The sequence below is a fragment of the Streptomyces sp. BR1 genome, from assembly GCF_052373795.1.
In the GTDB taxonomy this organism is placed as follows: Bacteria; Actinomycetota; Actinomycetes; order Streptomycetales; family Streptomycetaceae; genus Streptomyces.
Genome location: NZ_CM126252.1, coordinates 862,900 through 888,976, shown reverse-complemented (window position 1 = coordinate 888,976; position 26,077 = coordinate 862,900). Strand labels below are relative to the sequence as shown.

Sequence of the window (26,077 nt, the reverse complement as noted above, 5' to 3'; positions counted from 1 at the left end):
TGGTGACAGAACGGGTCTACAAGCCGGGACCATCGTATCGAACCGGGGGTTGGGCAAGCCCGTGGGTTTTCCGACCTGCGCCATCCGTGCTCGAAAGGCACTCGGCCGTCCGAGACAGGCGGCCAAGCGAGTCTCGTACGGCCGAGGCTCTCCCCATCTTAGGGCCACCGCCACCGCGGATCCGCGTGCCGAACGTGCGTGCCCTCATCCCATATCCAACGAGGTGGACACCATGACCAAGTTCAGTGAGACCCGCCGGCTCCGTGTCGTCGTCGTGGGGCAGGGATACGTCGGTCTCCCGCTGGCGGTGAGAGCCGCCGAGGTCGGACATCACGTCATCGGCTTTGACGTGGATGCCCGGCGGATCAAACGGCTCATGCTCGGAGAGTCGTACGTCGAAGACATCGTGGAGTCGCGGCTGACACCGCTGCTTGCCTCCGGCGCCTATAGACCGACCATCGACTCTTCCGACTGCGCGGGATTCGACGTGGCTGTCGTCGCCGTCCCCACGCCCCTGCGCGCCGGCGTGCCGGACCTGTCGCACGTCGAGGACGCGGCGCGGACACTCGGCCGCCACCTCACGCGTGGGGCGACCGTCGTTCTGGAGTCGACCACATACCCGGGGACCACCGAGGAGGTCTTCGGTCCGCTCCTCGCACATGCCTCCGGGATGGCCGTCAGCCACGACTTCCATCTCGGCTACAGCCCAGAACGCATCGACCCCGGAAACCCCATCTGGAAGCTGGAGAACACCCCCAAGGTCGTCTCCGGCATCGACCCGTCCTCCACGGAAGCGGTCCGCGGCTTCTACGCATCCCTCGTCGACACGGTCGTCCCGGTGGCCAGCTGCAAGGAGGCGGAGCTGGCCAAACTGCTGGAGAACACCTTCCGGCACGTGAACATCGCGCTCGCCAACGAGCTGGCGATCTTTGCCCACGACCTTGGCATCGACGTCTGGGCGGCCATCGACGCGGCCTCCACCAAACCGTTCGGGTTCATGCGCTTCACCCCCGGCCCCGGCGTCGGAGGCCACTGCCTGCCCGTCGACCCCTCCTATCTGTCATGGCGCGTCCAGCGGACCCTGGGACAGAACTTCCGCTTCGTCGAGCTGGCGAACGACGTGAACAACCACATGCCCGACTACGTGGTCCGGCGCCTCACTGCCGGTCTCAACGAGCGCGGGAAGCCGCTCAAGGGCTCCCGGATCCTGCTGCTCGGCCTGGCGTACAAGGCCAACACCGGAGACGCCCGCGAAACGCCAGCGGCACGCATCGCCGAACTCCTCACCGGCATGGGCGCCGAGGTTCAGGCGGCCGACCCCCACATCATGGACGAGGTCCACCCCCGCGCCGCTGACCTGGAGGGCCTCCAGCGCGTCGACGTGACCGCCAACCGCCTCGCGACGGCCGACGCTGTCGTCCTCCTCGCGGACCACGACACCTTCGACTACCCCCTGATCAGCGCGCACGCCCCCTACATCCTCGACTGCCGCCGCCGACTTGCCGGCCCGCACGTCGACTCTCTCTAAAGGGAAGCACCGTGAAGATCGTGATCACCGGCGGCGCCGGATTCATAGGCAGCAACCTGGCCCGGGCCTTGACCGAGCAGCCCAGGGTCACCCAGATCCGGGTACTCGACAACCTCTCCACCGGCCACAAGCCGAACATCGCGGGCCTCGACGTCGACTTCTTCGAGGGCGATATCCAGAACGCAGTCCTTCTGGATCAGGTGCTCCGCGACGCCGACGCCGTCGTCCATCTGGCTGCCCTGCCCTCCGTGCCACGCTCACTGCGAGACCCCCTGGCCAGCCACCACGCCAACACGACCGGCACCCTTCAGGTCCTCGACGCCGCACGCCGCGCCGGCGACCTGTATGTGATCGCCGCCTCCTCGTCCTCCGTCTACGGCGCGAACCCGAACCTGCCGAAGCACGAGGACCTCACTCCCGCCCCGATGAGCCCCTACGCGGCCACGAAGCTCGCCACGGAGGCATACCTGAGCGCCTACCACCACAGCTTCGGCCTGCCGGTCCTGTCCTTCCGCCTCTTCAACGTCTACGGCCCCGGTCAACGCGCGGACCACGCCTACGCCGCGGTCATCCCCAAGTGGGTCAGCGCCACCCTCGCCGGACAACCGGTGACCGTGCACGGCGACGGCACCCAGACGCGCGACTTCACGTACGTGGGCACCGTCTGCCGCGTCTTCACCAATGCCCTCCTACGCCGGATCATCGAACCTCGCCCGGTGAATCTGGCCTTCGGAACCCGTAAGTCCCTGCTGGACCTGATCCCCGAGATCGAGGTTGCGACGGGTCGACCGGCCCACCGGGAACACCGAGTCCCGCGCGTTGGCGACGTCTCCCACTCGCAGGCGGACAGCACCCGCTTACTGGCGCTCTTCCCGGAGGTGACGCCTGTGCCGATTAACGAAGGGATCGCCGCAACGGTGGACTGGTTCCGTGCCTCAGCCGTAATCGCGGCCTCAAGCTGAAACGCTGGCAAAGATGGGGCGGCCTATGCCGGCCGCCCCATCCTCCGAAGGGCCTGTATCGAAATCGGAGGGGCGCCGCCTTTCCGGCGCCGGACCTGCCAAGACAGCTAGGTAGGGCCGATCGGCAGGCAATGCCCGCCGACGCCAGGCCCCGACGTGACGCACATGAACCCGAACGCTTTAGTCGCAGAGCATCCAGCGCGGCCCAACTATCCGTGCCCAGTTACCGAGCGTAGGAGGCGTGTCCCCAACCAAGATCGTTCCACTCGGCCAATGGCAGGGGGAGCCGTCTGCTTGGCGGCAAGGTCCAGTTCCTCAGCGAGCTGTTGGTCGTGGAGGTCAGGTCGCCCACGATGCCCCGTGCAGCGGGACCGACCTCTACGACGTTCCGCTCTTAAATTCGGCTGACTGGCAGGAGTCGGCTGAGCCAGGGATGGGTGGGCGCGATCACCTTGATCGCGTCCACCAGCCAGGTACGTGCCAACGCGTCCAGCAGCGGCAGTACCGCTTCGAAGTCGGTCTCATCCCTGTCGCGGGTCGCCTTCGCCTTGTAGAGAAGTTGAACTTCGGGCGCGAGATAAGGGATCCCTGTATCGCTTGTCCATCCGAGCCGGTCGATCGGGAGCCGGATCTCCGGGGCGCGCCGCGACACCCACTGGGTGCCCTCGGCCTCGTCCAGCATGAGCTGCACGGACCAGGCCGCCTCCGGAGCACGGCGGCACCAGATGTCGTGGAGAGGTTGTTGAAGGATCTCTCCGGGACGCCACGGTCGCAGCTTCCCCTGACCGGGCGGGTCCGCTACGTAAAGGTCCCAGTAGGCCAAGACGGTGCGCACGAGGGCCTGGTCGCGGCGGAGGACTAGGACGTCGAGGTCGCCATGCGGGCGCAGTTCACAGCCGACCGCGAGTTCGATCGCGTACCCGCCAGCGATCCACCACGGGAAGCCCGCCATGGCGAACAACTCAGCGACACCCTCGGGACGATCGGGCACCCAAAACCCCAGGGTCTCATCACGCACCCGTCCATACTTCCAGTCACCAGTCCTGCGGAGGCGAAGGCCGGGGACTGGCCCGGCTACGCGCGGAGATCGGTCAGTGGAGCAATGCGGTGTAGGGATGGGGAGCGCGAGCGGGAGATGCTGCGCCGGGCGGTGACCTTGTTGCCGCCCCTGAACGACGAGTCGCCCGGCTTGCCGGCGTACCCGCACCGGACGCCGCATCCGTAGAGCACGGCTTCCTCACCGCCATGCCGCTGCGGACCCGGGCCCCGGTAACACCGCAACGTCCACAAGAGATTACGGGCAGAGCGGCATCAAGCAGCCCTCCAATGAGCGGTGTCGTCGTGGCACTGCAGTGTCTTGATCCGATGTGCGAGCTGTTCTTCGGCCTGTTTGTCGCCGCTGTCGGCGCGCCGAATGTACGAACTGAGGGTGTGCAGGTCGCGGATGTGGCGCAGGACGGTGAGGCCGGGCCATTGGCGGATGTCGTAGCCGTAGTGGTCGCTGAAGGCGTCGAGTTCTTGTTCGGTGCGGCCGAAGCGGACGCCTTGGAAGGTGTTGGCGAGGTCGATTTCGCGGGGGCCGGTGGCGGCTTCGTCCCAGTCGCCGAGACGGATGAGGGCTCCGTCCCAGAGGGTGTTGCCGGGGTAGGCGTCGCCGTGGATGAGGCCATAGCCCAGGGGAAAGTCCAGGGCGTTGTAGGCGTCGAGGAGTTCCTGGACTCGCCCGCGCAGCCAGTCATGCGTGTCGGGCGCGAGGGTGTGGCTGGTTTCCAGCAGTCGGGTGAGGGACGTGAGCGGTCGGTACTCGGGCAGTGCCAGCGGGGGGTGCGGGAGGGTGTGCAGGCGCCGCAGGAGCGTGCCGAGGTGGCTGGTGGGCGGGGTGGGGCCGGTGGCGGGTTGTGGGTAGTGGTGCCAGAAGGTGACCGCGTAGGAGCCGCAGGGGACCGGCTGGGGCAGGTCGGCGGGCCGGGTGGCCGGGTAGTCCTGGGCGGTGAGCCAGCGGGTGAGGGCGATCGCGGTTTCGAGGCGTGGGAGTTGGTCGGCGCGGCTGACACGGACTACAAGGTGTCCGGCGGCGAGGAGGAAGACGGAGGTGGCGTGTTCGTGGAGGCGGGTCAGCGAGCCATCGGGGAGGCCGGTTTGGCGGCAGGCGTGGCGGGCTGCGGTCTCCGGGGAGGCGGTGGTGGTCATTGCGGGAGCACTTTCGTGGTGGTGTCGATCGCCTGGTAGTCGCGGGCGGCATGGGCGAGTTCGCGGGCGAAGCGGTTTCCGGCGAGTTGGGGTTGTTGCAGGAGGCCGCTGATGCGGTGCATGGCGGTGCCGAGTTGCCGGATGCGTAGCTCCGGGGGGAGCTGGAAGAGGTAGTGGAGTTGTTCACCAGCGCCCTCGAGTTCGCCGGCGGCTAATCGTGCGGTGGTGATGTCAAGCCTGGCCAGGGCCTCGTCCCCGTACGAGCGGTCTTCCGGGGGACCGTTCTCGTAGAGGGTCAGGGCAGTGGTGGCGTGCTGTTCGGCGAGGGCGTGTTCGCCGAGCAGGGTGTACGTGCCGCCGATGTAGTACTCCTGTTTGGCCTCGGGGAAGGTGAGCAGCCCGCCGAAGCGCCCCATGCCTTCCGGTTCCGCGGGCTGTTCGCGGGCGGTGCGCAGGATGTCGAGGGCCGCGAGGGCGCGGGGGCGGTCGCCGATGCGGGCGGCGGCGCGGGCCTGGATGGCGGCGATGCGGATGCGGGATTCGCCTCGGGGGGCGTGCCGCAGGGCCTCGCGCGTGTAGGTGAGGGCGGCCTGCCGACGCGGGGACCATTCGGCGATCAATGCGGCGGTCCCTTTGGACCAGGCGCGTAGCCCGTGGTGGTCGGCCCGCTCGGCGCAGGTCCAGGCGGCGCGGATCTGGGCCATGGCAGCCTTCTCATCGCCCAGGTTCTGGGAGGCGTGGGCGAGCAGGAGGCAGCTGGTGCCCGCGAGCAGGAACAGTTCCCGCGTCTGGTGCGGGGTCTGGTGGCCGTCGAGGAGGGCGAAGACCCGGTCGCGGGTGGCCAGGAGCTCATGGAGGAGGGGGTGGAGAGGGGTGTGGACATAGGCGGTGGCGATGTCGGCCAGGTCGTAGGTGAGGTCTTCGAGGTCCTCGTCGGTGACGTTGCTCGTGCTGAAGCGGTCGGCGAACCGCAGCGATTGCGTCGCCGCCTGGCTGGCCAGGGCGCGCAGATCCCCTGGCGTGTGGTTCGACGAGCCGGGCGGCTCGGAGCCGGTGGGCACCTGGGTCTGTGCGTTCCCGGTGATGCGCAGTTCGGCCGGTACGCCCAGGCCGTCGAGGAAGCCGCCGATGCGGTCGATGCTGACCAGGCGGCGGGCGCCGGATTCCAGCATCGACAGGAAGCTCTGGGTGAGCCCGGTGAGCGCGGCGAGGTCGTCCTGGCGCAACCCCGCCAGCGCCCGAATCCGTCTGCTGGCCTGCCCGAAGTCGCCGTCTAGTAGTGCCCGACGCAGCGTGGCGTCCTGCCAGACCACGGCAGGCACGACGGGCGGCTGAGACGCCTGTGCGAATGCGGCCGACCGTTCGCACGACACGCACAAATCTCCGTTGTTGTAGCGGCTGAGTCGGCTGCCGCAACGACACGTCCGCACAAGTGCTGACATCCCCGCCCCCAGTCAGTCTGCTAGGCAGCAGCGTACGGCGCAGTCTGGGCTCCCGTATCACTCCAGTGATACGGGCTCGTCAGCAAGCCCTCTTCCCGCCTTCGCGAACCACCAGGCTCCGGCGCGATCCCCGTCGACGAATTTCGGCAAGGTTCCCGCCTCCGATTGCGATCTCGCCTTTGCGTCTGGACGCACGGGTGGCCGAGGTCACGAGGCAGGAGCTGGAGGCCGCGGGTTCGTCCCTACCCACGGCCATGGTGCTGGCCTATAGTTCCGCGTCGCGGGACCGTCTGCTGGAGAGGGATCTGTGGCTCCGGCTGCCTGGCTTCAGCGCATGCTGCCTGTTGGTTCATGAGGCGGGGGCTCGACGGAGCTGGTGTCGAACAGCGTCATGTACCGAACGAATCGAGCCAGTCTCCGGCAAGGCGGTGACAGGGCTGAGCAGTGCACGCGATACCGAACTTCGCACAGTGTCGGGCGGTAGGCCCGAATGTATGTGCTGAGAGTTGTGTGAAATCGCCGGTCTAGATAAGGGGGGAGCGGCAGAGCCTCCAGCCATCAGACCGGTGAAGATCCAGCCAGTACTGTGCGGCATTGCATCCGTCAGGAGAGGTGCCGCAAGGGACTTCGCGTAGAGCATGCACACCGTCAGGGATACTGATGCGTTGTGATGTCTCCACTGGATTCAGATTTTTGCTGTGACGCGAATCCTGGGGAGGGGATCGCGAGGCTGAGCTGGGTTTGATGCGTCGATGAAGGAGTTCCGCGAGGTGGCGACCGCTACGGAGTATCCGCAGGGAACAGCGAGCGGCGCGGGGCGGGCGGTGGCACTGCCACCGGTTCCGGAACCTGGACAGGTAGTGAAGGTCCGGGGCTCGGCCTGGGCGGTGTCCGATGTGCGCAGGCAGGGGCTGCCACGGAGTCCTGCCGATGAGGGAGTTCCCGGTCTGGCGCATGTGGTCAGCCTGCAGTCGCTGGACGAGGACCGGCTCGGCCAGGAGCTGACGGTGGTCTGGGAGCTGGAGGTGGGGCACTCGGTGGCCCCGGACCAGGGGCTGCCGGAGAATGTGCGGACGGAAGCGTTCGACGACCCGAACACGCTGGCCGCATTCGTGGACGCGGTGCGCTGGGGCGCGGTGACGTCGGCGGATGCGCATTCGTACCAGGCGCCGTTCCGCAGTGGGGCGAATGTCGAGGCGTACCAGCTGGAGCCGCTGCGCCGGGCGCTGGAGTCCTCCAGGACGAACCTGCTCCTCGCCGACGATGTGGGCCTTGGCAAGACCATCGAGGCCGGCCTTGTCGTCCAGGAGCTGCTGCTGCGTCACCGGGCGCGGACCGTGGTCATCGTGTGCCCGCCGAGCCTGTCGCTGAAGTGGCAGGACGAGATGCGGGAGAAGTTCGGCCTGGACTTCGTGATCGTCAACAGTGAGTTGATGGCGAAGGTGAAGCGGAGCCACGGACTGAACGCGAACCCGTTCCGTTTGTTCCCGCGGGTGATCGTGAGTATGGCCTGGCTGCCGTCACTTCGGGCCCAGCGGCTGCTGCGCGATGTCCTGGCTGATGTGCGCAGCGCCTCCACGGCCCGGCGCTTCGCCTTCGACGCGCTGGTCGTCGATGAGGCGCACCACGTGGCGCCGGCCAGCCCGACGACGGCCCCGGGACAGCGCGGGTATGCGGTGGACAGTCAGCGCACCACGGCGACGATGCGGCTGGCGGAAGCGTGCGAGCACCGGCTGTTCTTGAGCGCGACGCCGCACAACGGCTATTCGGAATCGTTCACCGCGCTGTTGGAGATGATCGACAGCCGACGGTTCACGCGGGGCGCCAGCATCGATGAGAAGGCGCTGCGTGAGGTAGCGGTGCGGCGGCTGAAGAGCGAGCTGAAGGAGAAGGGCTTCAAGAACCGCAAGCTGGAGACGATCTCGTTCACGCCCTCGCCGGAAGAGCAGAGCCAGTTCGAACGGCTGGAGCGGCTGCTTGCCGAGAGCGCTCGCGCCAGGGGCAAGGGCGGCGACATCGTGTCGATGCTGCTGAAGAAGCGCTTCCTGTCCAGCCCCTGGTCTTTCGCGCGGACCCTGGAACTGTACGGGGGGGCCGAGGCTGGCGACCGTCAGATGGAGATGGACGACGAGGCCGAGTACTACGCCGAAGTACTCGGAAGCGGTCAGTCAGATGAGGAGGAGGGCGACAGCGAGCATCCCGAGTTCACTGCCCTGCGGCGCTCCAAGGGTTCGGACGCGCTGGCCGCCGCGACCCGCAGTGAGATCGCCTCGCTCGTCGAGTGGGGGACGCGCTACCAGCACAAGCCGGACTCCCGGCTGGAGGCGCTCATCTCCTTCCTCGACTCGCACTGCCGGACGTCCGATGGCGAGCACTGGACGACTGAGCGGATCGTGGTGTTCACCGAGTACGCCGCCACGCTCGACTGGATCGAGGACGTCCTGCGGCAGTGCGGTTACGGGAAGGTCCTGGAGACGATCCAGGGTTCGACTCCGACCGAGGAGCGCGAGAAGATCCGCGCGCGGTTCACCGAGAGCCCCGACAAGCACCCGGTGCGGGTGCTCCTGGCCACGGACTCTGCGGGCGAGGGCATCGACCTGCAGGCGCACTGCCATCGCTTGGTGAACTTCGACATTCCGTTCAACCCGTCCCGCCTGGAGCAGCGGATCGGCCGGATCGACCGGTACGGGCAGACGAAGAATCCTGAGATCTACCACTTCGTGCCTGACACCACCTCCACGACCTACGCGGCGGACATGAAGTTCATGGGCATCATCGCCACCAAGGTCGGCAACGCGACCCACGATCTCATCGGCAAGGTCAACCAGGTCATCGACGCCGAGGTGCAGGAGCACTTCAGCCCGATCAACGGCAGCCGCAAGGCGCGGCCCACCGCGCCCGACGACGGCAATGAGATCATCAACAGCGCGCTGGCCAGCGGCGTCGAGCTGAACCGCCGGCTCACCGAGCTGGCCCGGAGCTACGACGACCGCAAGACGGCGATGCACCTGACCCCGGCCAATGCCCGCCGGGTCGTGGACACGGCGCTTTCCCTTGACGCCCAGCCGCCACTCGCGGAGATCAACGACGGTCGCACCGACGCACCGGTCTTCCAGGTTCCGCAGCTGGGCCGCTCCTGGCAGATGGCCCTGCGCGGTCTGGACACCCGCCTGGAGCCGGGTGTGCTGCGGCCGGTCACCTTCGACGACAAGGCAGCGCAAGGCCGCACGGATCTCGTGCACGTCCATCTCGGCCACGCCCTGATGCAGCGTGCTACCCGCACCCTGCGCAGTGCCCTGTTCAGTGTGGACGCACGGATCAACCGGGTCACCGCCGTCGTCGCGCCCGGGCTGACGGAGTCGTGCGTGGCTGCCGTGTCCCGGCTTGTCCTGGTGGGCCGCGGCGGGCTGCGCCTGCACGAAGAGGTTTTCCTCACCGGCATCCGGCTGCGCGGCCGAGCGCTCGCCGAGGCCAAGGTCGAGCAGGTTCTGGACGAGACCCTGGACGCCGAGAACCTGATCCTGGCCGATGAGCAGGTACGCGCGCACCTTGCCGCCCTGTGGAACGGCGACGACGCCCGGCTGCGTACGCGGCTGCGAAACGCGATGGAGCGCAAGAGCGAGAGCCTGCAGGAGAAGGTCACCCAGAGTCTGAAGCAGCGCGAGGAGACAGATATTGCCCGTGCCCGTGAGATCTTCGGTGCGTTCCGGATCAATCTGCGCGAGTCCCGTGACCGGCTGGAGCAGGCGATCCGTGCGGAGGAAGAGGACGTCCTGTTCAGTGACGACCAGCAAAAACAGCGCCGCCGGGACCTGCACCACATGAACGAGCGCCTGGAGAGCCTGGAGGACGAGGAAGCCCGCGAGATCGCCTCGATCCGAGAGCGCTACAGCGATATCAGGCCCTATGTATCCGCGGCCGCCATTGTGTTCGCCCTGACTCCGCAAGACGCGAAGAACGGAAGGGTTGAGGCATGATCCGCCGCACCTACGCCCCGACGGCCGGCGGCCTTCACCGGGCCTGGCTCGAACTGGTCGACACCGACGGCCCGTTCCTCGCCGTGCCCGCCCTCGAACGAGTCTGGCCCCAGGGCATCCCTCAGCCCAACACCCGCGCGCTCGACGCACTCAAGGACGCCAAGCCCGCCTTCGAGAAGGCATGGGAGCACTGGGACACGCACCGCGATGACGAGGCCGCTCTCGACCTGTACCGCGAAGCCCGCGACACCTGGGTGGACACCGTCCTGCGCCAGGGCCTGCGCTGGGGCACCTCCTACACCGCCCCTGCCCCAGCCACCGCCGAGGTGCGCTCACCCGACTACACCGTAACCGTCCGCGCCGACGGGGCCCTCACTCACACAGAGACGGCCGGCGCCCTCGTCCTGGTCACAGACCCGGTCGACTCCCTGCGTGACCCGCTCACCGACGGCTGGTCCGCCAGCCCCATCGACCGCATGGAAGAACTACTCCGTGCCGCCGCCGTCCCCATCGGTGTGGTCACCGACGGCCGCTGGTGGGCAATCGTCAGCGCCCGCCCGCAGACCATGGTCGCCTCCGGCATCGTGGACGCTCAGGACTGGATCTCAGAACCCCCCACCCGCAACGCCTTCATCGAACTCCTTCAGCGGAAAACCCTCGTCGGCGGTAAGGCCACCGACCGGCTCACCGAGCTGTTCGGCGAGTCCGTCACCGCCGCCGAGAAGATCACCGAAGCGCTCGGCACCCAGGTCCGCCGCGCCGTCGAACTCATCGTCCAGGCCATGTCCGAAGGCGGCCTGGACGCGGTACGCCGCGGCGAGCCCGACCCCCTCCCAGCCCGGCGCGGGGAAGTCTACGAGGCTGCCGTCACCGTCATGATGCGCGTCGTCTTCCTCCTCTTCGCCGAAGAACGCGGCCTGCTCCCCGAGAACCAGCTGTTCGCGATGGGCTACGGCATTAGCGACGAACTCGACCAACTCGACGCCCGCCAGAACGAAGAAGGCGACCAGCCCCTCGACGCCACCCACCTCACCTGGCATCGCCTCCTGGCCACCTCCCAGGCCCTCTACCAGGGCGCAACCTTCGAGGACCTGCGCCTTCCCGAATACGGCGGTTCACTCTTCGATCCGACCCGCTTCCCCTTCCTCACCGCCTGCAACTCCCAGGGTGCCCTGGCCATCGCGGTCAGCGACCGCGTCATGCTCGAAGTCCTGCGCGCCGTCCAGATCGCCCAACTGACCGGCGGCGCCCGGCGCATCTCCTTCCGCGACATCGACGTCGAACAGATCGGCTACATCTACGAGGGCCTGCTCGGCTACTCCTGCGAGAACGCGGAAGAAATCACCGTCGGCCTCACCGGCAGCCCCGGCTCCGAACCGGAGGTCCCCCTCACCACACTCGAGGAACTCGCCACCGCCAAGCGAACCGAGGCAGCACTGGCCGACGCGATCCTCGCCTGGATTAAGCAGCACCAGCCCGCAGCCAAGCCACCCACCAAAGCCGCCCTCACTAAGGCGCTCCAGGCCGACGACACCCTCGACGACACAGAGATCGCCCTGCGCGACCTCACCGACGACGCAGACCTGCGCGACCGGCTGCGCCCCTTCATCGGCATCATCCGCCGCGACCTGCGCAACCGGCCCCTCGTCGTCGAACCCGGCGGCGTCCTTCTGGTCGAAACCCCCTCACGAGCCTCCGCCGGCGCGCACTACACCCCACGCGACCTCGCCGAGGAAGTCGTACGCCACGCCCTTGAACCACTCGTCTACTCGCCAGGCCCTCATCAGACAGCCGACCAGGATGCCTGGCGGCTCGTCTCACCCGAAGAGATCCTCGACCTCAAGATCGCTGATATCGCATGTGGCTCCGGGGCCTTCCTCGTCGCCGCGGCCCGCTACCTCGCCGACCGGCTCGTCGAGGCATGGCAACGCGAAGGCGCTGCGTACGGACGCACCCCGCACGACCTGCGCGTCCACGCCATAAGGACGGTCGTGGCCACCTGCCTGTACGGCGCGGACATCAACGGCATGGCCGTGGAAATGTGCAAGCTGTCGCTGTGGCTGGTCTCCCTCGACCCCAAGCTTCCGTTCTCCTTCGTGGACGACAAGGTCCTCCATGGCAACACGCTTCTCGGCTTGACCGACGCCCGACAGCTGCGAGAACTGAACATCGACCCTGATGCGGGCGGCGACCAGATCAGCCTGTTTGATATTGACGTTGATAGCACTCTGGACCGTGCTGCACGCCTGCGCCGCCAGCTCGCCACAGAAGTAAACGAGCAGGACCCGCAGCGTTCTGCAGCCACGAAGCGCCGCCAGTGGCGCGAGTATCAGAAGCTCACCGTCCGGCTCGCCGATGCCGCCGACGCCGTGGTCGCCGCCGGGCTGAAGTGGGGCGGAAAGCCAGGCAAGCAGCTTCACGAGGCATACAGCACTCTGCGTATCGCGGTCGAACTCGCCTACCCCATCGGAGGCGGGGTGCCGAACAGGACGATGATCGACGGAATCCTGAAAGCTGGCCTCACCCCAACGGTCACGACGGACTACGCTCGATGGAAGCCGCTGCACTGGATCCTCGCCGTGCCAGACGTCATGGAGCGCGGTGGGTTCGACGCGGTGATCGGGAACCCGCCATTCCTGGGCGGATCAAAGATTACTGGTGCAATGGGGACGAACATCCGGGATTGGTTCGTCAACATCCTTGCCGGCGGGAGGAGAGGCAACGCAGATCTCGCAGCGTACTTTTTCCTGCGGGCATTTACCCTGCTCACAGTACGCGGAGGGCTGGGACTGATCGCTACGAACACGATCGCCCAGACCGACACCCGGCAAGTCGGCCTCGATCAACTCGGTGCCTCCGGTTTCGTCATCACCCGCGCTACCCAGAGTCGTCCCTGGCCCGTGGCTAGCGCCAACCTGGAGTACGCAGCAGTGTGGGGAACACGGAACGTGGTGAGCCCCGCAGCAGCGCGGGTAGTCGCCGAGGGAGCGGACCTCGTTGAGGTCACGCGGATCTCCACACTGCTGGAAGCGGGCGGGCGGGTAGAGGGCACCCCCTTCCCACTAGCGGAAAACGAAGGACTCGCCTTCAACGGTTGCAAGGTTGACGGATTGGGATTCGTGCTGGATCCCGAAGAGGCTGCTGCCTGGATCGAGAACGACCCACAGAACGAAGAGGTCCTGTTTCCTTACCCCGATGGAAAGAAGGACATCAACGGCAGTCCCACACTTAACGCTAGCCGCTGGATCATCGACTTCAATCAAATGTCGGAGGATGCCGCCAAGAAGTACGATCTGCCGTACGCGCGGGTGCAGGAACTCGTGAAGCCGGTACGGGCGAAGAATAATCGCAAAGCTCGCCGGGAGCGTTGGTGGCTGTTCGCGGAGCAGGCTCCCGGGATGCGGAAAGCGATTGCCGAACTGGACGAGGTCCTTGTGATTGTTCTGGTGAGCAGCATGGTTATGCCGATGCGCGTACCAGCAAGACAGGTAATTAGTCACAAGATGGCCGTATTTGCTACCGATTCATACGTTGACCAGGCGGTGTTTTCGTCGAGTATCCACCAGCTATGGGCAATCAAATACGGGGCAACCATGCGGTCCGATGTTAACTACTCGCCGACAGATGTTGTCCTGACCTTCCCTCGGCCCCAAGCGCAAGTGGCACTCGATGGGGTGAGCCGGATGCTCGACAGTGTGCGGCGCGAAACCATGCTCCGTCGTGGTTTCAGCCTCACCGATCTTTACAACCGCATCAACAACCCCGCCATCGCCGACTCCGCCGACCCCGACGTGGCCCGCCTCCGCGAGATCCACGTTGAACTCGACCGAGCAGTCATGGCCGCCTACGGCTGGAACGACGTCCCCCTGGACCACGGCTTCCACACATACCGTCAGGCGCAACGCTGGACGGTGAGCCCCGCTGCCCGGGTAGAGATCCTCGACCGCCTCCTCGAAGAGAACCATCGCCGTGCCGGTTCGCAGGGCGCTGTCAGTCCCACCAGCAATAATGGGGCCTCTGAGGAAGAGGAGGACGACGAGTGACCACCGGATCGGCCCCCCATCCCAAGCAGCTCGCCCGCCAAGATCAGGCATACCGCCTTGCCTTCGATCCAGACGAACGTTCCTGGACAGCACGCGAGAACCTCGTTGACATCCTGGAACGTGAACTCCTTGGTCCGGCAGGCGGTCCCGAGGAGATTCTCGAAGGCGTCCCGGACTCGGCGTATCTGATCGGCCGCATTGCCCCAGTCCGGCTCACCGCCGGCCAGGACGACCCCACCCAGGCGGATTCTGCCGAGGCCGCGGCCGACGTCGGCGACGCCGTGGACGCTGCCGAGAGCCGGGGCGTGCCCTTGACCGCGGTGGACGAGAGCAGTGCGGGGTCGGAAGAGGATGACATCGAGGACCAGCCGCAAAAGCGTGGGCTGATGATTCCGGCGTCGATGGGGCTGCGTTGCCAGATCCCTGACGACTTGGACGCGTTCACCGTGGTGACCGAGTTCGGCACGTACGAGCCGGTGAAGGAGAAGCAGGGCGAGGGCGGGGAGCCGGCCCCGCGTCTTCGCCGGTACCAGCGCACGCCGCACAGGTTCGAGACTACGGTCAAGGTCGGCGACCTGATGCCGTCTCATACGACGACGGTCGTGCTGAAGGACAGGGTCGTGCTGCGGGTGGACCGCTACGACGATGCCGAGCGTGGCTGCCGTCTGATCGAGATCGCGCTGTGCAACGACCAGGAGACGCCGCGCAAGATTCCTGTGGAGGCGTGGCTCTACCAGACTCGGCTCTGCGTTGAGACCGCTGACGGCGCAGCTGTGTTCCTGCCGGTGAACGATGTTCTGGAGGACACGCGCGAGGAGCCGGACGACGAACTGCGTCGTCTGCGGCTGCAGTACCGCAACCGGCTGGAGTACGCCGTCGGCCGGACCTGCTCGGTGGACTGGAAGGTCACCGAAGACGACCGCCGCGCCAGCCGGGTATGGACGACGTGGCTGCCGACCAGCGAGACCCCGCAGATCGCCGCCGAGGAAATCGACGCGGCGATGCTGGACATGCGCCAGTTGGAGGAGGCCACTCCCGAGCAGCTGCGAGCGGGACTGGAGCCGATCGTGGCCGCATACGCGGCCTGGCTGGATGCTGAGGAACAGCGGGCCGAGGCGCTGCCGGAGCATCTTCGCCCCGAGGGCCGGGAAGCGGTCGGCGATGCCCGCAAGGTGCTGAGGCAGCTCGATGAGGGGCTGAAGTTCCTGCTGGATGACGCCGAGGCACTACGGTGCTTCAGGTTCATGAACCAGGTGATGGCCGACCAGCGTGTTCAGTCCCAGGTGGCACAGCGCCGCGCGAACCAGAGCGAGGACGACCGGGAAAGCCTCGACCAGGCGCGCGACGCCATCCTGGAAGACGGGAAGCAAGGAGAGCGGGGCAACCGCGCCCACTCGTGGCGTACCTTCCAACTCGCTTTCGTTTTGATGCAGTTGCCGTTGCTGTCGGATCCCGCGGCTGAGAAGCGGTCCGGTGATCTTGCCAAGGCGCAGCTGCTGTTCTTCCCGACGGGCGGTGGCAAGACGGAGGCGTACCTGGGTCTGGCCGCGTACACCTTCGCCATCAGGCGCCGGCAGGGCGTCATCGACGCGTTCGGCGGACCCTTGAACGGCGGCTCGGGCGTGGCGGTGCTGATGCGCTACACGCTGCGGCTGCTGACAGCCCAGCAGTTCCAGCGAGCCACCGCGTTGGTGTGTGCGGCGGAGCGGGCCCGGATGAAGGACCCGGCGACGTGGGGCCAGGAGCCGTTCCGGATCGGGCTGTGGGTGGGTACCGATGTCAGCCCCAAGTGGTACGACGAGGCCGAAAGCCAGCTGGAGAAGGCCAACCAGGGCCGCGGCTACCGGCTGACGGTGCTGCAGATCCAGCGCTGCCCGTGGTGCGGCACCCGTATCGAGGCGCGGGACGTACGGGCAGACAGAGCGCATCGCCGCGTGTACGTGTACTGCGGTGATGAGTTGGGCGAGTGCCCCTTCGCCGATGGCGGTGAGGTCGCCGAGGGACTGCCGGTCCTGACCATCGATGAAGAGATCTACCGGCTCGCCCCCGCCTTCGTGATTGCCACCGTGGACAAGTTCGCCCGCCTCGCGCGCGAGGGCGAGGCGGCGTCCCTGTTCGGGCATGTGGCACGGCGCTGTGAACGCCACGGCTTCGTCCACCCCGACTACCCGCACTGCACGATCAAGGACGGCAGTAAGCACCCCCAGAAGGACGGCTTGGAGGCCGCCGCGGTGCACCCGGCGACCCGGCTGCGGCCCCCGGACCTGATCATCCAGGATGAGCTCCATTTGATCACCGGTTCCCTCGGCACTACGGTCGGCCTGTTCGAGGTCGCCGTCGACGTGATGACGAGCTGGCGCACCCACGACGGACAGCCCGTGCGCCCCTTGGTGGTGGCCTCCACGGCCACCGCCCGCAACGCATCCGACCAGGTACGGGCACTGTACGGGCGGTACGTGACGATCTTTCCGCCGCAGGTGCTGGATGCCGGCAATACCTTCTTCTCCAAGGAGATCCCGGTCTCGGAGAAGGCCCCGGGACGCCGGTACGTCGGGATCAGCACCACCGGGGTGCGCCTGACCACGGCGGAGATCCGCGTGGCCGAGGTGCTCATGGCTGGCGGGCAACTGCTCCTGGACCGCTCCGGCAAGGCGACCGATCCGTACATGACGCTCGTCGGTTACTTCAGCGCGACCCGCGAACTGGCCGGTATGGCCCGGTACATGGGGGATGACATTCAGACCGCGCTGGCCAAGCGCCGTCCGTGGTCCAGGCTGCCCAGCCGGACCGGCACCAACTTCGGGGCCCTGCATGTGGCCGAGCTGACCTCGCGGGTGGCCAGCGCGGACATCACTGCCACTCTGGATCAGATGGCGGTCGCCTTCGACCCCGGTTTCGACTCCACCGCAGGCAAGCGGAACCTTCGCACCCTGCGGGAGGCGAAGACGCGTGTGCCCGAGCGGGAGGTGAACCCGTACGACGTGGTGCTGGCCACCTCCATGCTCCAGGTCGGCGTGGACGTGACCCGGCTCGGGCTGATGCTGGTGGTCGGCCAGCCGAAGAACACTGCCGAGTACATCCAGGCGTCCTCGCGCGTCGGCCGTGACGCGAGCCGCCCTGGCCTGGTCGTTTCGTTGGGCAACTGGGCCCGGCCGCGGGACCTGGCCCACTTCGAGCAGTTCCGGCACTACCACGAGACGTTCTATGCCCAGGTCGAGGCGTTGTCGGTGACCCCGTTCTCGGTGACCTCGATGGAGCGTGGTCTGGACGGGGTCCTGGTCAGCTCTGCCCGGGTCCTGCAGGCCGTGCGCGCCCTGGGGTTGTCTCCGGAGGACGGCGCCGACCGCATCGAGACCGAACGGCACTTCGCTACCGAGCTCATCGAGGCGCTCGTGCGCCGCATCGAGCTGACCGGCAACGAGGACGCAGCTGAGCGGGCCCGGCACCGGCTGGAGAACCGGCTGGATCAGTGGGGCAAGCGCCGTAAGCACCTGGTGGAGCTGCGCAAGTCGCTGGTCTACGAGAAGGTCACGGACGACAGCCGGCACGATGCGCTGATGATGAGTGCGGAGGACGCCAGGTCCGGTATCGACAGCCGGGACGCGGCTCCGTTCATCGTGGCCAACTCGATGCGCGAGGTGCAGCCGGAGATCAACCTGCTGGTCAGCCCGATCAAGGAACGACTGGTGTACATCGAACCCATGACCGCGCCCGCGTGGGTGATGCCGGAGGAGAACTCGTGAGCGACCAGGACCGCTTCGTCTATGACGCGGCCCGGGCCGTCGACCCGCTCGGCGACCTGGAAGAGGAGGCCGAGAAGCAGGCAAAGCACAACCGGGCGAAGGTCGGCTCGGCCCGCCCCTCCTCCCTGCTCTACACCTACGGCCCCGGCTCGATCATGGACTTGCCGCAGTTCACGATCATGTCCACCGGCCTGGACGACTGGGAGAGCATCTGGCGCCGTCGCGGTACGCCGCCGTCCATCCACGCACCGCGGCTGAAGCAGGTGGTGCGGTTCATGCTCGGCTCCAACGACGTCGAGCTGCGCCCGCACCCGTGGCAGCCGAAGAAGCACAGCCGCTCCATGGAAGGCAACGACCTGGGGGTGCCGGCCCGTGTGTTCCCGCAGTGGCTGCGGTGCACCGGCTGCGACCTGCTGGGCAAGCTCTCCCAGTTCGACTACAAGAACACCCACCCCTACCGCACCGACCTGGCCATCTTCGAGCACACCAAGTGCCCCGGCCGGGCCGGGAACCGCAGCCGCAAGGCGATGCGCCGCCCGGCGGTGCCCGCCCGCTACCTGCTGGCGTGCGTCGACGGGCACCTGGACGAGTTCCCCTACGACCTGTGGGTGCACCGCGGCCAGCCGTGCTCCAACGCCGAACTCCCGGTACTGAAGATGGTCGACCGCACCGCCGGCAAGGGCGCATCGGCGGTGATCCGCTGCGAATCGTGCCAGGTACAGCGGCCGATGAACGAGGCGCAGGGCGAGGCGGGCAAGACCAAGCTGCCGGACTGCCGGGGCCGCCATCCGCACCTGGACGCCTTCGATCACCGCGGCTGCAACCAAAAGACCCGCCTGATGCTGGTCGGTGCCTCCAACCTGTGGTTCCCCGCCACCCAGTCGATCATCGTCATGCCGGACTCCCCGCAGGAGAAGGCACACGACCTCGCCGACCGGATCCGCACCACGCTGGGCGACAAGCTCGACAAATACCGCGCGCACCTCGACATCCTCCGGGACCTGCTGGAAACCTCCCAGGTGGACGTCGCCGATCTGACCGACCCCCAACTTGCCGCGGCCGTTGAAACTGCCTGCGCCCCACAGGACACCGCGGAAGAACAGGCAGAAAAACGCCAGAACTGGGATCCGGTCGACCTGCTGGTGCCCGAATGGCAGCATCTCCTGCTGCCCATGCTCGGCGCGCGCAACGAAGACCCCAAGAGCGGACTCACCCTGGCCACCCGCGAACGCGGCCCCCTGCTCCGGCCGGAAATCACGCGCGTCCTGGCCGTCGAAAAGCTCCGCAAGGTCAACGCCCTGGTCGGCTTCACCAGGATCGACGACATGGACCGTGTCGGCGACCTCTCACGCCGCCTGGCGCCGCTGACCCGCACAGCCCGGCCGACATGGACCGTGGCAACCGAAGACCGCGGCGAGGGCATCTTCCTCCAGCTCGACGAAACCTCCGTCGCCGGCTGGGAGAAGCGCATCCTGGACACCGACGTATGGCAGGCCCACCGGGAAGCGCACCACCGGAACTTCGAGCGACGCTTCTCCGAGACAGCCGGCCACATCGACCCCCACAGCCGCCTCAAGCCCCCGCGCTACTGGCTCCTGCACACCCTTGCCCACATCCTGATCCGTGAACTCGCCCTCACCTGCGGCTACTCGGCCGCCAGCCTCAGCGAACGCCTCTACGCCTGGCCCGAAGCCGAGAACCGGGAGCCCGCGGCCGGACTCCTGATCTGCACCACCGCCTCGGACAGCGACGGAACCCTCGGCGGCCTCGTCCAGCTCAGCGAGCCCACCCGATTCCAAAGCGTCGTCACCGGCGCCCTGCACAAGGCGCAACGCTGCTCCTCCGACCCCATCTGCTCCATGCGCACCCCCCAGACCCCGGAGGACTTCCTCCACGGCGCCGCCTGCCACTGCTGCGTCATGGCCTCGGAAACCTCCTGCGAACGCGCCAACCGGTTCCTCGACCGCCGCTTCCTGCTCGACCTGCCCGGAAGCAGCTTGGGCTACTTCTCGTCCCATGAATGACGCCCCGGCCGGCCTGCGCCTGGGCCAGCTCCTCACCCGCAGCGAGGCCAAAGGCGCCGCCGACCGGCTTGCCGACGGCGACACCCTCACCTCCGCGCTCAAGGCCGTCGCCTACGGCCACCGCGCGGAAGCCAGAAAGCTCCTGGAAGACGTCGCCGACGGAGCCGGGGCAGCAGCCCACCACATCGCCCTCCTGCGCGCCATCGAGGGCGCACGGACGCTGCCCACCACGGTCACCCCACTATGGACCATGCCCGGCCACCTGGCCCAGAGCGGCCCCCTCACCACATCCGTGCCCTACCTCGTCGACAACGCCCGTCACACAGTGACCTGCTCCACCTTCAACTTCCAGCGCACCTCCGGCCTGTGGACCGCCCTGCACAAGGCCGCACAACGCCCCGAAGTCGCCGTACGCGTCTACCTGGACGCCAGGGCCGCAGACGACAGCGGGGCGTTCCGGGCGCCCACCACCACGGAGGTCGCCGCGCACCTGAGACCCGCCGCGGTGTGGCGGACCACGACCTTCGACGGAACGTACGTACGGAACCACGCCAAATTTCTCGCCATCGACCATCACCTCCTCCTGGTGACCAGCGCCAACTTCTCGTGGAGCGCGGAGAACAACAACGTCGAATTCGGTGTCCTCATCGACAACCCGACCCTCACCGAGACCGTCGAACGCGAGATGAGCGAAGCCGAAGGCACGCTGTATGAGCAGGTCAAGGCCAGATAGGACCAGACCGTCGCCCCCCTGAGCCGAGCCGTGGCCGGCGTCCGCTCTGACCTGGGGCATCGGGCCCGGCGCGCCTTGTGAACTGGGCAGACGGCGGACTACTGTCCACAGGTGTCCAGCATCTCTGATCGTGTGAGAAGCCTGATCGACCAGTCGGGCTTGAGCCTCCACGACTTCGCCGACCAGGCCGACCTCGACGCCGACCAGCTCACCGAGTGCCTCAGCGGCACGAGCCCCTTCTCCTCCGTCGACCTCGCGGTCATTGCCGATGAATTCCACGTCTCCATGGACTGGCTGCTCACCGGGTCCGAGCCCCCACTGGCCGTGGCAGCCAGAACAACCACGGGAAAGGCAGCTGAAGCACTGACAGCCGCCCGGGACTACGTTGCCCGGCGCGCCGGCCTGGACAGGCTCGGCTATCCGCAGCCCTGGCGACCGGTCTCCCCGAAGGTGCAGTCCGGCAACGGCTACGCCGCCCAGGGAGAGGCACTGGCGAAATCGGCTCTGAGGGCGGTGGAGCACCAAGGGCGGTCCGTCTCCCAGGACGCCCTGCCGGAACTGATCGAGGCGGTCTTCGGCGCCGACGTGGCTGTCGAGCCGCTGGGCGATGGCTTTGACGGTCTCGCCGCCATGGGCCAGGGCGCCAAGCTCATCCTCCTGAGCACGGCATCAAACCCGGCACGTCAGCGCTTCACCCTCGCCCACGAGCTCGGGCACCTCCTAGCCGACGACGACCAGGACGTCCACCTCGATCGCGACATCTTCGACCGGGCCCAGAAGAGCGACCCGAGCGAGCAGCGAGCCAACGCCTTCGCCTCCGCCTTCCTCCTGCCCGAGCACCCCCTGCTCGAAGCGGTCAGCGCAGTGAAACTGACCCGGGAAAACTTCGCCACGCTGTGCTGCGACTTCATGGTCAGCCCGGAGACCCTGGCCTACAGACTGCTCAAGCTACGCGTGATCGACAACGGCGCTTGCGACCACTACAAGCACATGACCGTCCGAGAAGCCGCAGCCGTCGCCAGCCGCACAGAGGAACTCGACCGGAGAGCCGCGGCCTCGGAGAAGAAGAGGCTCCCCGGACTCCTTGCACGCGACACACGCGCCGCCTATAAGGCCGGCAAGGCGACCTTGCGGCCCTACGCATCACTGCTCGGCGTTGACGTCGACGACCTCAGAGACCAGCTCGCGGCCGAACAGGACAACGGCGGTGCCGCATGAGCGACATCCTGTTCCCGGACAACACCGTCCTGTGCAACTTCGCCGCCGTCGAACGCCTTGATCTACTGTGTGCGGTCTTGGATGGCCGTGGCAGGTGGACGGAGGCTGTGGCACGCGAGGCCCGCAAGTCGGCGCGAGAGCTTCCTGCACTGCATGACCTGAAACAGCAGGGCTGGCTTGGTGAAGCAATTCGAGTGGCGGCTCCGGACGACCTGAAGAACATCCAGCACCTCCGCACGGATATTTTCGGCGGCCAATTCGACCGGCAACTGGAGCATCTTGGCGAGGCTACGACTTGCCACATCATTCAAAATTGGCCCCAGTTCGCTGGCGCATGGTGGATATCGGATGACAAATCCGCGCTGGAGTATGCAATCGGGCAAGGAATCATGACAGCGGAGACCCTCAGCGTAATGCAGCTGGCGGTGAAAGCGGGATTCGTCACGGCGGAAGAAGGCTTCGCCTTGATGCAGAAGATGCACCAGCTGGACCGTAATCCGCGACGTCCCCGGTCTGTCACCGACCTCACCGTCTTCCCCTGGTCGCTTGCTGAACTGCTGCCTGAAGAGAGCGACGACGAAGCCGCCGCGCACACCGCATAACAACTGCCTCCCCATTCCGTGCGGCGGCCCTTCGGCGTACGGGTACTGCTCCGCGAAGTCCCCACCGGCGAAGAGCCACGGCGAACCGTGACCGATGGGGCAGTTCGAGCAACACGGTGCGGGTGGGAGGGACGACGGCCGCGTGCTGGCGCTCATCATCCTCCAGGCGTGCGCCCGCGCTTCGGTCGGTCATGCGCTCGGACCAGTGCAGCCCCACCGTGCTGCCGCCCATGCGTGGGGCCTTCATGGAGGTCGTTCACCCCTCCGCCTGTCGCGCGGCTCGCCGTCCTCTGTTACCTGCCGTAGGGGAGCGCCCACGGGCCAAACGGCTCGGGGCGTACCTTCTCGTAGAAGGTGTAGTGGTCTGGGTCATACCAATCGCTGTGACGTGACACGTGCTGCGCCCTGACGAAGAAATCGATGTCTACGCCCATCATTGTGTCGGATCGGTCGAAGACTTTCACAAGGTCCCGTGCAAGCTGCCGCATTGTGGGCTCTGATATGGCGGGATCATCGGCAAGACGCGGATGGAGATAGTCGAATTTCCAGTAGAGTCGCGTGTATCTGTCGTCGTAGTAGACCGCCCGAGGTCGCAGCTCTTCCTTCTCGGGGAGTTGTATGGACTCGATGAGGTCCAAACAGTCGTCCATGATCGACGTATACAGGCGGCTGCCGTCGCGATTCGCGAACTTGATGTAGTAGCCCCGGGTCACTCCGGTGAACTCATTCGACTGGCCAGTGCTGATGACTCGCCAGCCCCCTGCGCTTTTCGGCAGGAAGCGCTGGGCGATGGGCCACCCCTTCTCGGTGTCGAGGGCGCGCTCTATATCCGCGCTGTCCCAGACATGTACGGGGACACCCTTGTTCCGCTCGATGGCCTCCAGCCTTGTGACCACGGCGCTGGACGGCTGCGTAGAGCAGGCCAGCAGGTACCCCTGGGCTTGATGCTGAGTCACCGCGTCAATGATGCCGCCGTCCGCTCCGATGTCATCGAGGCCGACGGATCTGCCCATGCCGCCATTGGCGTGGGCCATGTGCTTGCACGAGACAAGCCAGTAGCGGATCTTCCCGCCCAGTAGGGGGGATCCTGGCTCTTCGAGGAGGAGGTCGCGTCCTCCGTCGGGACCTCTGCCGGACCAGCGTGCCTTGAAGCCCAGGAGCATGGCCACATCGCGCACGAGCAGTTCGAACGCTTCGCCATCCTTTGGGAGTTCTGTGAAGTCAAGCAAGGTCTCTCCCCTCTCTGCCGTCGATCTTCTCTCTTGCCGGGGCAGCGTACTTGTTGCCGAGAGAGGACCTGCGGCCGGCGATCGCCTCATACGTCCGCTCCACGATGTGACGGGGCGCGAGCTGACTGAATGAGCTGGCCAATGGTGGCCAGGCTGCAGACCGAGGGGCCGTCAGCCGGCTCCGCGATGGCGGCTCGGGTGCCCCTGCTCCAGGTGTACGGCCGACTGATGCCGCAGTGAGGGTCTGGATTTGTCCTTGGACAGCCAACTCAGTCCGGTCGAAAGGCTCCTGACCTGCGACGACTAGATTGGCTGTCAAAGCCCCGCAGTATCGAAGCGCGGCAGGTTGAGTCCGTTGACCTGGGACGACTCGGTTGGATGGCAAGGACCAGCGTCGACTGGGATCGCTGTCAAAGTCCTCGTATCGCTGACGTGACGCCTTGAAGCCGTGAAAATGGGGTCGGCGGCTGTCCGCGACATCGTTCTGTCCTTGGGCGATCGATCCCGCGTCAAAGTCTGATGCCGGAGCCGGCTTGAGGGGCTGTGCACTGTGGCCTTCGAGCACGCCGTTCAGATTCTCGCTTTCCCCTCCCGCTCCCGGGCAGCCACCGCCTGGTGGACCGCTGAGGGATGGGGTGAGATCTGGTGACAGAAGTGGAAGAGACCAACACGTCCGAGGACCTGGTGGACCGCGTCGCGGCGATCGACATCGCCAAGGCGACGGGAACGGTGTGCATGCGCCTGCCGCACGAGTCCCGGCCCGAGCGCCGGGTCCAGCAGGTATGGAACGTGGCTGCAACGACCCGTTCGATCCTTGAGCTCGGCGATCGCCTGGTGTGCCAGGGCGTGACCCGGGTCGTGATGGAGTCGACCGGCACCTACTGGAAGCCGTTCTTCGTCCTCCTGGAGGCCCGGGGCCTTCAGTGTTGGCTGGTCAACGCCCGCGACGTGAAGAACGTGCCCGGCCGGCCGAAGACCGACCGGTTGGATGCGGTCTGGCTGGCCAAGCTGACCGAACGCGGAATGCTCCGGCCCTCGTTCGTGCCGCCCAAGCCCGTGCGCCAGCTTCGTGATCTGACCCGGACCCGGACCGTTCTCCTGCAAGAACGCAGCCGCCACAAGCAACGCATCGAGAAGATCCTGGAGGACGCCCAGATCAAGCTCAGCACCGTGGTCAGCGACCTCTTCGGCGTCTCCGGGCGGGCAATGATCGAAGCCATGATCGCCGGAGAGCGGAGCCCACAGGCACTGGCCGGGCTCGCCCGCGGCCGGATGAACGCCAAACGCGACCCTCTCATCGAGGCGTTCACCGGCCAGTTCGAGGACCATCACGGCTTCCTCTGTCAGACCCTGCTCGACCTCATCGACCACCTCACCGCCCAGGTCGACCGACTGACCGCGCGGATCACCACCGCGATCGAGAGCCTCCCCGGCCCCGATGGCACACCTGGATCCGGTCCGTCCCTGGTGGAACGGCTGGACGCCGTCCCGGGCATCGGGCCGACCGCCGCCCAGATCCTGCTGGCCGAACTCGGCCCCGACATGAGGGTGTTCCCCACCGCCGACCACCTCGCGGCCTGGGCCAAGCTCACCCCCCGGACCGTCCAGTCCGGCGGGACCAACGTCAGCCGTCCCACCGGCAAGGGCAACCCCTGGCTCAAAGGAGCCCTCGGCGAGATCGCACTGGCCGCCTCACACACGGACACCTTCCTCGGCGCCCGCTACAAACGCCTGGTCAAACGACGAGGCCGGCACAAGGCCCTGGTCGCCGTGGCCCGCTCGATCCTCATCATCGTCTGGCACCTCGCCAACGACCCCGACGCCGTCTACAACGACCTAGGCATCGACTACCACCAGCGCCTCATCGACCCAGCCCGCCGTACTCGCGACCTGGTACGTCAGCTCAAGGCCCTCGGCCACGACGTCACCCTCACCCCGACCGCCTGACACCCGACTTCTGGCCAACGAAGCCGTCAGCATGCCCAGACGGCGGGAGATTTTCCGTTCAGGACAGGATTCGCCGACGGCAGACGAGGAAGATCCCCAAAGGGCTGGAACCTCTCCCGGGACCATGTCAACGTACAACCTCCCGGAAAACACCAGGTCAGCGAGGGGATGCAGGCTCCTGGGGCGGCTGCCGCATCGGTCGCCCTACGACAATCTGCAGCCCGGCTACTCGGTCCTGCGGCCGAGCCCCCGTCCCAAGGAGGTCCACCTGTCGAATCCCGCTTGTCGATCCCCCCGGTTCACCGCCCCGGCTTGTGGGCGCTTGGTGCCATGAACGCGTGGACGGCCCAACATGCTGGGGACTACGGCTCCTTGTCCACGGCCCTATGCCTGTGCGTCTGCGCGGCCGGGCTTTTCGGTGAGGACCTGCTGCAACGCG

At 66.9% G+C, this 26,077-nt stretch carries 14 protein-coding genes and 1 pseudogene; 10 read left to right on the top strand and 5 right to left on the bottom strand.

The window, feature by feature from the left end:
• Positions 1 to 232: 232 nt before the first annotated feature.
• Positions 233 to 1,528 carry a nucleotide sugar dehydrogenase gene (locus tag ACT1U9_RS03965; protein WP_444536968.1) on the top strand — a complete coding sequence of 432 codons (1,296 nt, stop codon included), beginning with the start codon at positions 233 to 235 and terminating at the stop codon, positions 1,526 to 1,528.
• 11 nt (positions 1,529 to 1,539) lie between these two features.
• Positions 1,540 to 2,490, top strand: a complete 951-nt coding sequence (locus ACT1U9_RS03960) for an NAD-dependent epimerase/dehydratase family protein (RefSeq protein ID WP_444536967.1) — start codon at positions 1,540 to 1,542, stop codon at positions 2,488 to 2,490.
• A 110-nt stretch (positions 2,491 to 2,600) separates the two neighbouring features.
• Here the strand turns inward: ACT1U9_RS03960 and ACT1U9_RS03955 are convergent.
• The 4 genes and pseudogenes from ACT1U9_RS03955 to ACT1U9_RS03940 form a co-directional block, all read right to left on the bottom strand.
• A pseudogene (locus ACT1U9_RS03955) lies at positions 2,601 to 2,713 on the bottom strand (nucleotide sugar dehydrogenase); the annotation flags it as partial.
• Positions 2,714 to 2,884: 171 nt separating this feature from the next.
• Entirely contained in the window at positions 2,885 to 3,508 is a 624-nt protein-coding gene (locus ACT1U9_RS03950; protein ID WP_444536966.1) for a nucleotidyltransferase domain-containing protein, read from the bottom strand.
• Positions 3,509 to 3,801: 293 nt separating this feature from the next.
• Positions 3,802 to 4,680, bottom strand: coding sequence for a phosphotransferase family protein (locus ACT1U9_RS03945; RefSeq protein WP_444536965.1), 879 nt, complete (start codon positions 4,678 to 4,680; stop codon positions 3,802 to 3,804).
• Positions 4,677 to 6,002, bottom strand: coding sequence for a helix-turn-helix domain-containing protein (locus ACT1U9_RS03940; RefSeq protein WP_444536964.1), 1,326 nt, complete (start codon positions 6,000 to 6,002; stop codon positions 4,677 to 4,679). Before ACT1U9_RS03940 ends, ACT1U9_RS03945 begins: the two co-directional genes overlap by 4 nt.
• A gap of 872 nt (positions 6,003 to 6,874) precedes the next feature.
• On the opposite strand from ACT1U9_RS03940, the gene drmD reads away from it, so the two are divergent.
• From drmD to ACT1U9_RS03905, 7 genes are all read left to right on the top strand, one after another.
• Positions 6,875 to 10,099 carry a DISARM system SNF2-like helicase DrmD gene (gene drmD, locus ACT1U9_RS03935; RefSeq protein WP_444536963.1) on the top strand — a complete coding sequence of 1,075 codons (3,225 nt, stop codon included), beginning with the start codon at positions 6,875 to 6,877 and terminating at the stop codon, positions 10,097 to 10,099.
• The gene (locus ACT1U9_RS03930) at positions 10,096 to 14,142 is read left to right on the top strand and encodes an Eco57I restriction-modification methylase domain-containing protein (protein WP_444536962.1); all 4,047 of its coding nucleotides are present in this window, start codon (positions 10,096 to 10,098) and stop codon (positions 14,140 to 14,142) included. Before drmD ends, ACT1U9_RS03930 begins: the two co-directional genes overlap by 4 nt.
• A complete protein-coding gene (gene drmA / locus ACT1U9_RS03925) occupies positions 14,139 to 17,885 on the top strand; it encodes a DISARM system helicase DrmA (protein WP_444536961.1) in 3,747 nt (1,248 codons plus the stop codon). Before ACT1U9_RS03930 ends, drmA begins: the two co-directional genes overlap by 4 nt.
• Complete coding sequence (gene drmB, locus ACT1U9_RS03920) at positions 17,882 to 19,909, top strand: DrmB family protein (protein ID WP_444536960.1); 2,028 nt, start codon at positions 17,882 to 17,884, stop codon at positions 19,907 to 19,909. Before drmA ends, drmB begins: the two co-directional genes overlap by 4 nt.
• Positions 19,902 to 20,642 (top strand): DISARM system phospholipase D-like protein DrmC, encoded by a 741-nt coding sequence (drmC, locus tag ACT1U9_RS03915; RefSeq protein WP_444536959.1) that lies wholly within the window; start codon positions 19,902 to 19,904, stop codon positions 20,640 to 20,642. The genes drmB and drmC overlap by 8 nt, the downstream gene beginning before the upstream one ends.
• Positions 20,643 to 20,753: 111 nt before the next feature.
• On the top strand, positions 20,754 to 21,860 hold the full coding sequence (locus tag ACT1U9_RS03910) for an ImmA/IrrE family metallo-endopeptidase (RefSeq protein ID WP_444536958.1): 1,107 nt from the start codon (positions 20,754 to 20,756) through the stop codon (positions 21,858 to 21,860).
• The gene (locus tag ACT1U9_RS03905; protein ID WP_444536957.1) at positions 21,857 to 22,462 is read left to right on the top strand and encodes a hypothetical protein; all 606 of its coding nucleotides are present in this window, start codon (positions 21,857 to 21,859) and stop codon (positions 22,460 to 22,462) included. The genes ACT1U9_RS03910 and ACT1U9_RS03905 overlap by 4 nt, the downstream gene beginning before the upstream one ends.
• Before the next feature lie 293 nt (positions 22,463 to 22,755).
• Here ACT1U9_RS03905 and ACT1U9_RS03900 read toward each other — a convergent pair whose 3' ends face one another.
• The gene (locus tag ACT1U9_RS03900; RefSeq protein WP_444536956.1) at positions 22,756 to 23,691 is read right to left on the bottom strand and encodes a restriction endonuclease; all 936 of its coding nucleotides are present in this window, start codon (positions 23,689 to 23,691) and stop codon (positions 22,756 to 22,758) included.
• Positions 23,692 to 24,336: 645 nt separating this feature from the next.
• On the opposite strand from ACT1U9_RS03900, the gene ACT1U9_RS03895 reads away from it, so the two are divergent.
• The gene (locus ACT1U9_RS03895; RefSeq protein ID WP_444536955.1) at positions 24,337 to 25,638 is read left to right on the top strand and encodes an IS110 family transposase; all 1,302 of its coding nucleotides are present in this window, start codon (positions 24,337 to 24,339) and stop codon (positions 25,636 to 25,638) included.
• Positions 25,639 to 26,077: the final 439 nt, after the last annotated feature.

Coding starts and splice junctions, on each gene's coding strand:
- ACT1U9_RS03965 (WP_444536968.1), top strand. CDS start 233: ATGACCAAGTTCAGTGAGACCCGCCGGCTCCGTGTCGTCGTCGTGGGG.
- ACT1U9_RS03945 (WP_444536965.1), bottom strand. CDS start 4,680: ATGACCACCACCGCCTCCCCGGAGACCGCAGCCCGCCACGCCTGCCGC.
- drmD (WP_444536963.1), top strand. CDS start 6,875: ATGAAGGAGTTCCGCGAGGTGGCGACCGCTACGGAGTATCCGCAGGGA.
- ACT1U9_RS03930 (WP_444536962.1), top strand. CDS start 10,096: ATGATCCGCCGCACCTACGCCCCGACGGCCGGCGGCCTTCACCGGGCC.
- drmC (WP_444536959.1), top strand. CDS start 19,902: ATGAATGACGCCCCGGCCGGCCTGCGCCTGGGCCAGCTCCTCACCCGC.
- ACT1U9_RS03905 (WP_444536957.1), top strand. CDS start 21,857: ATGAGCGACATCCTGTTCCCGGACAACACCGTCCTGTGCAACTTCGCC.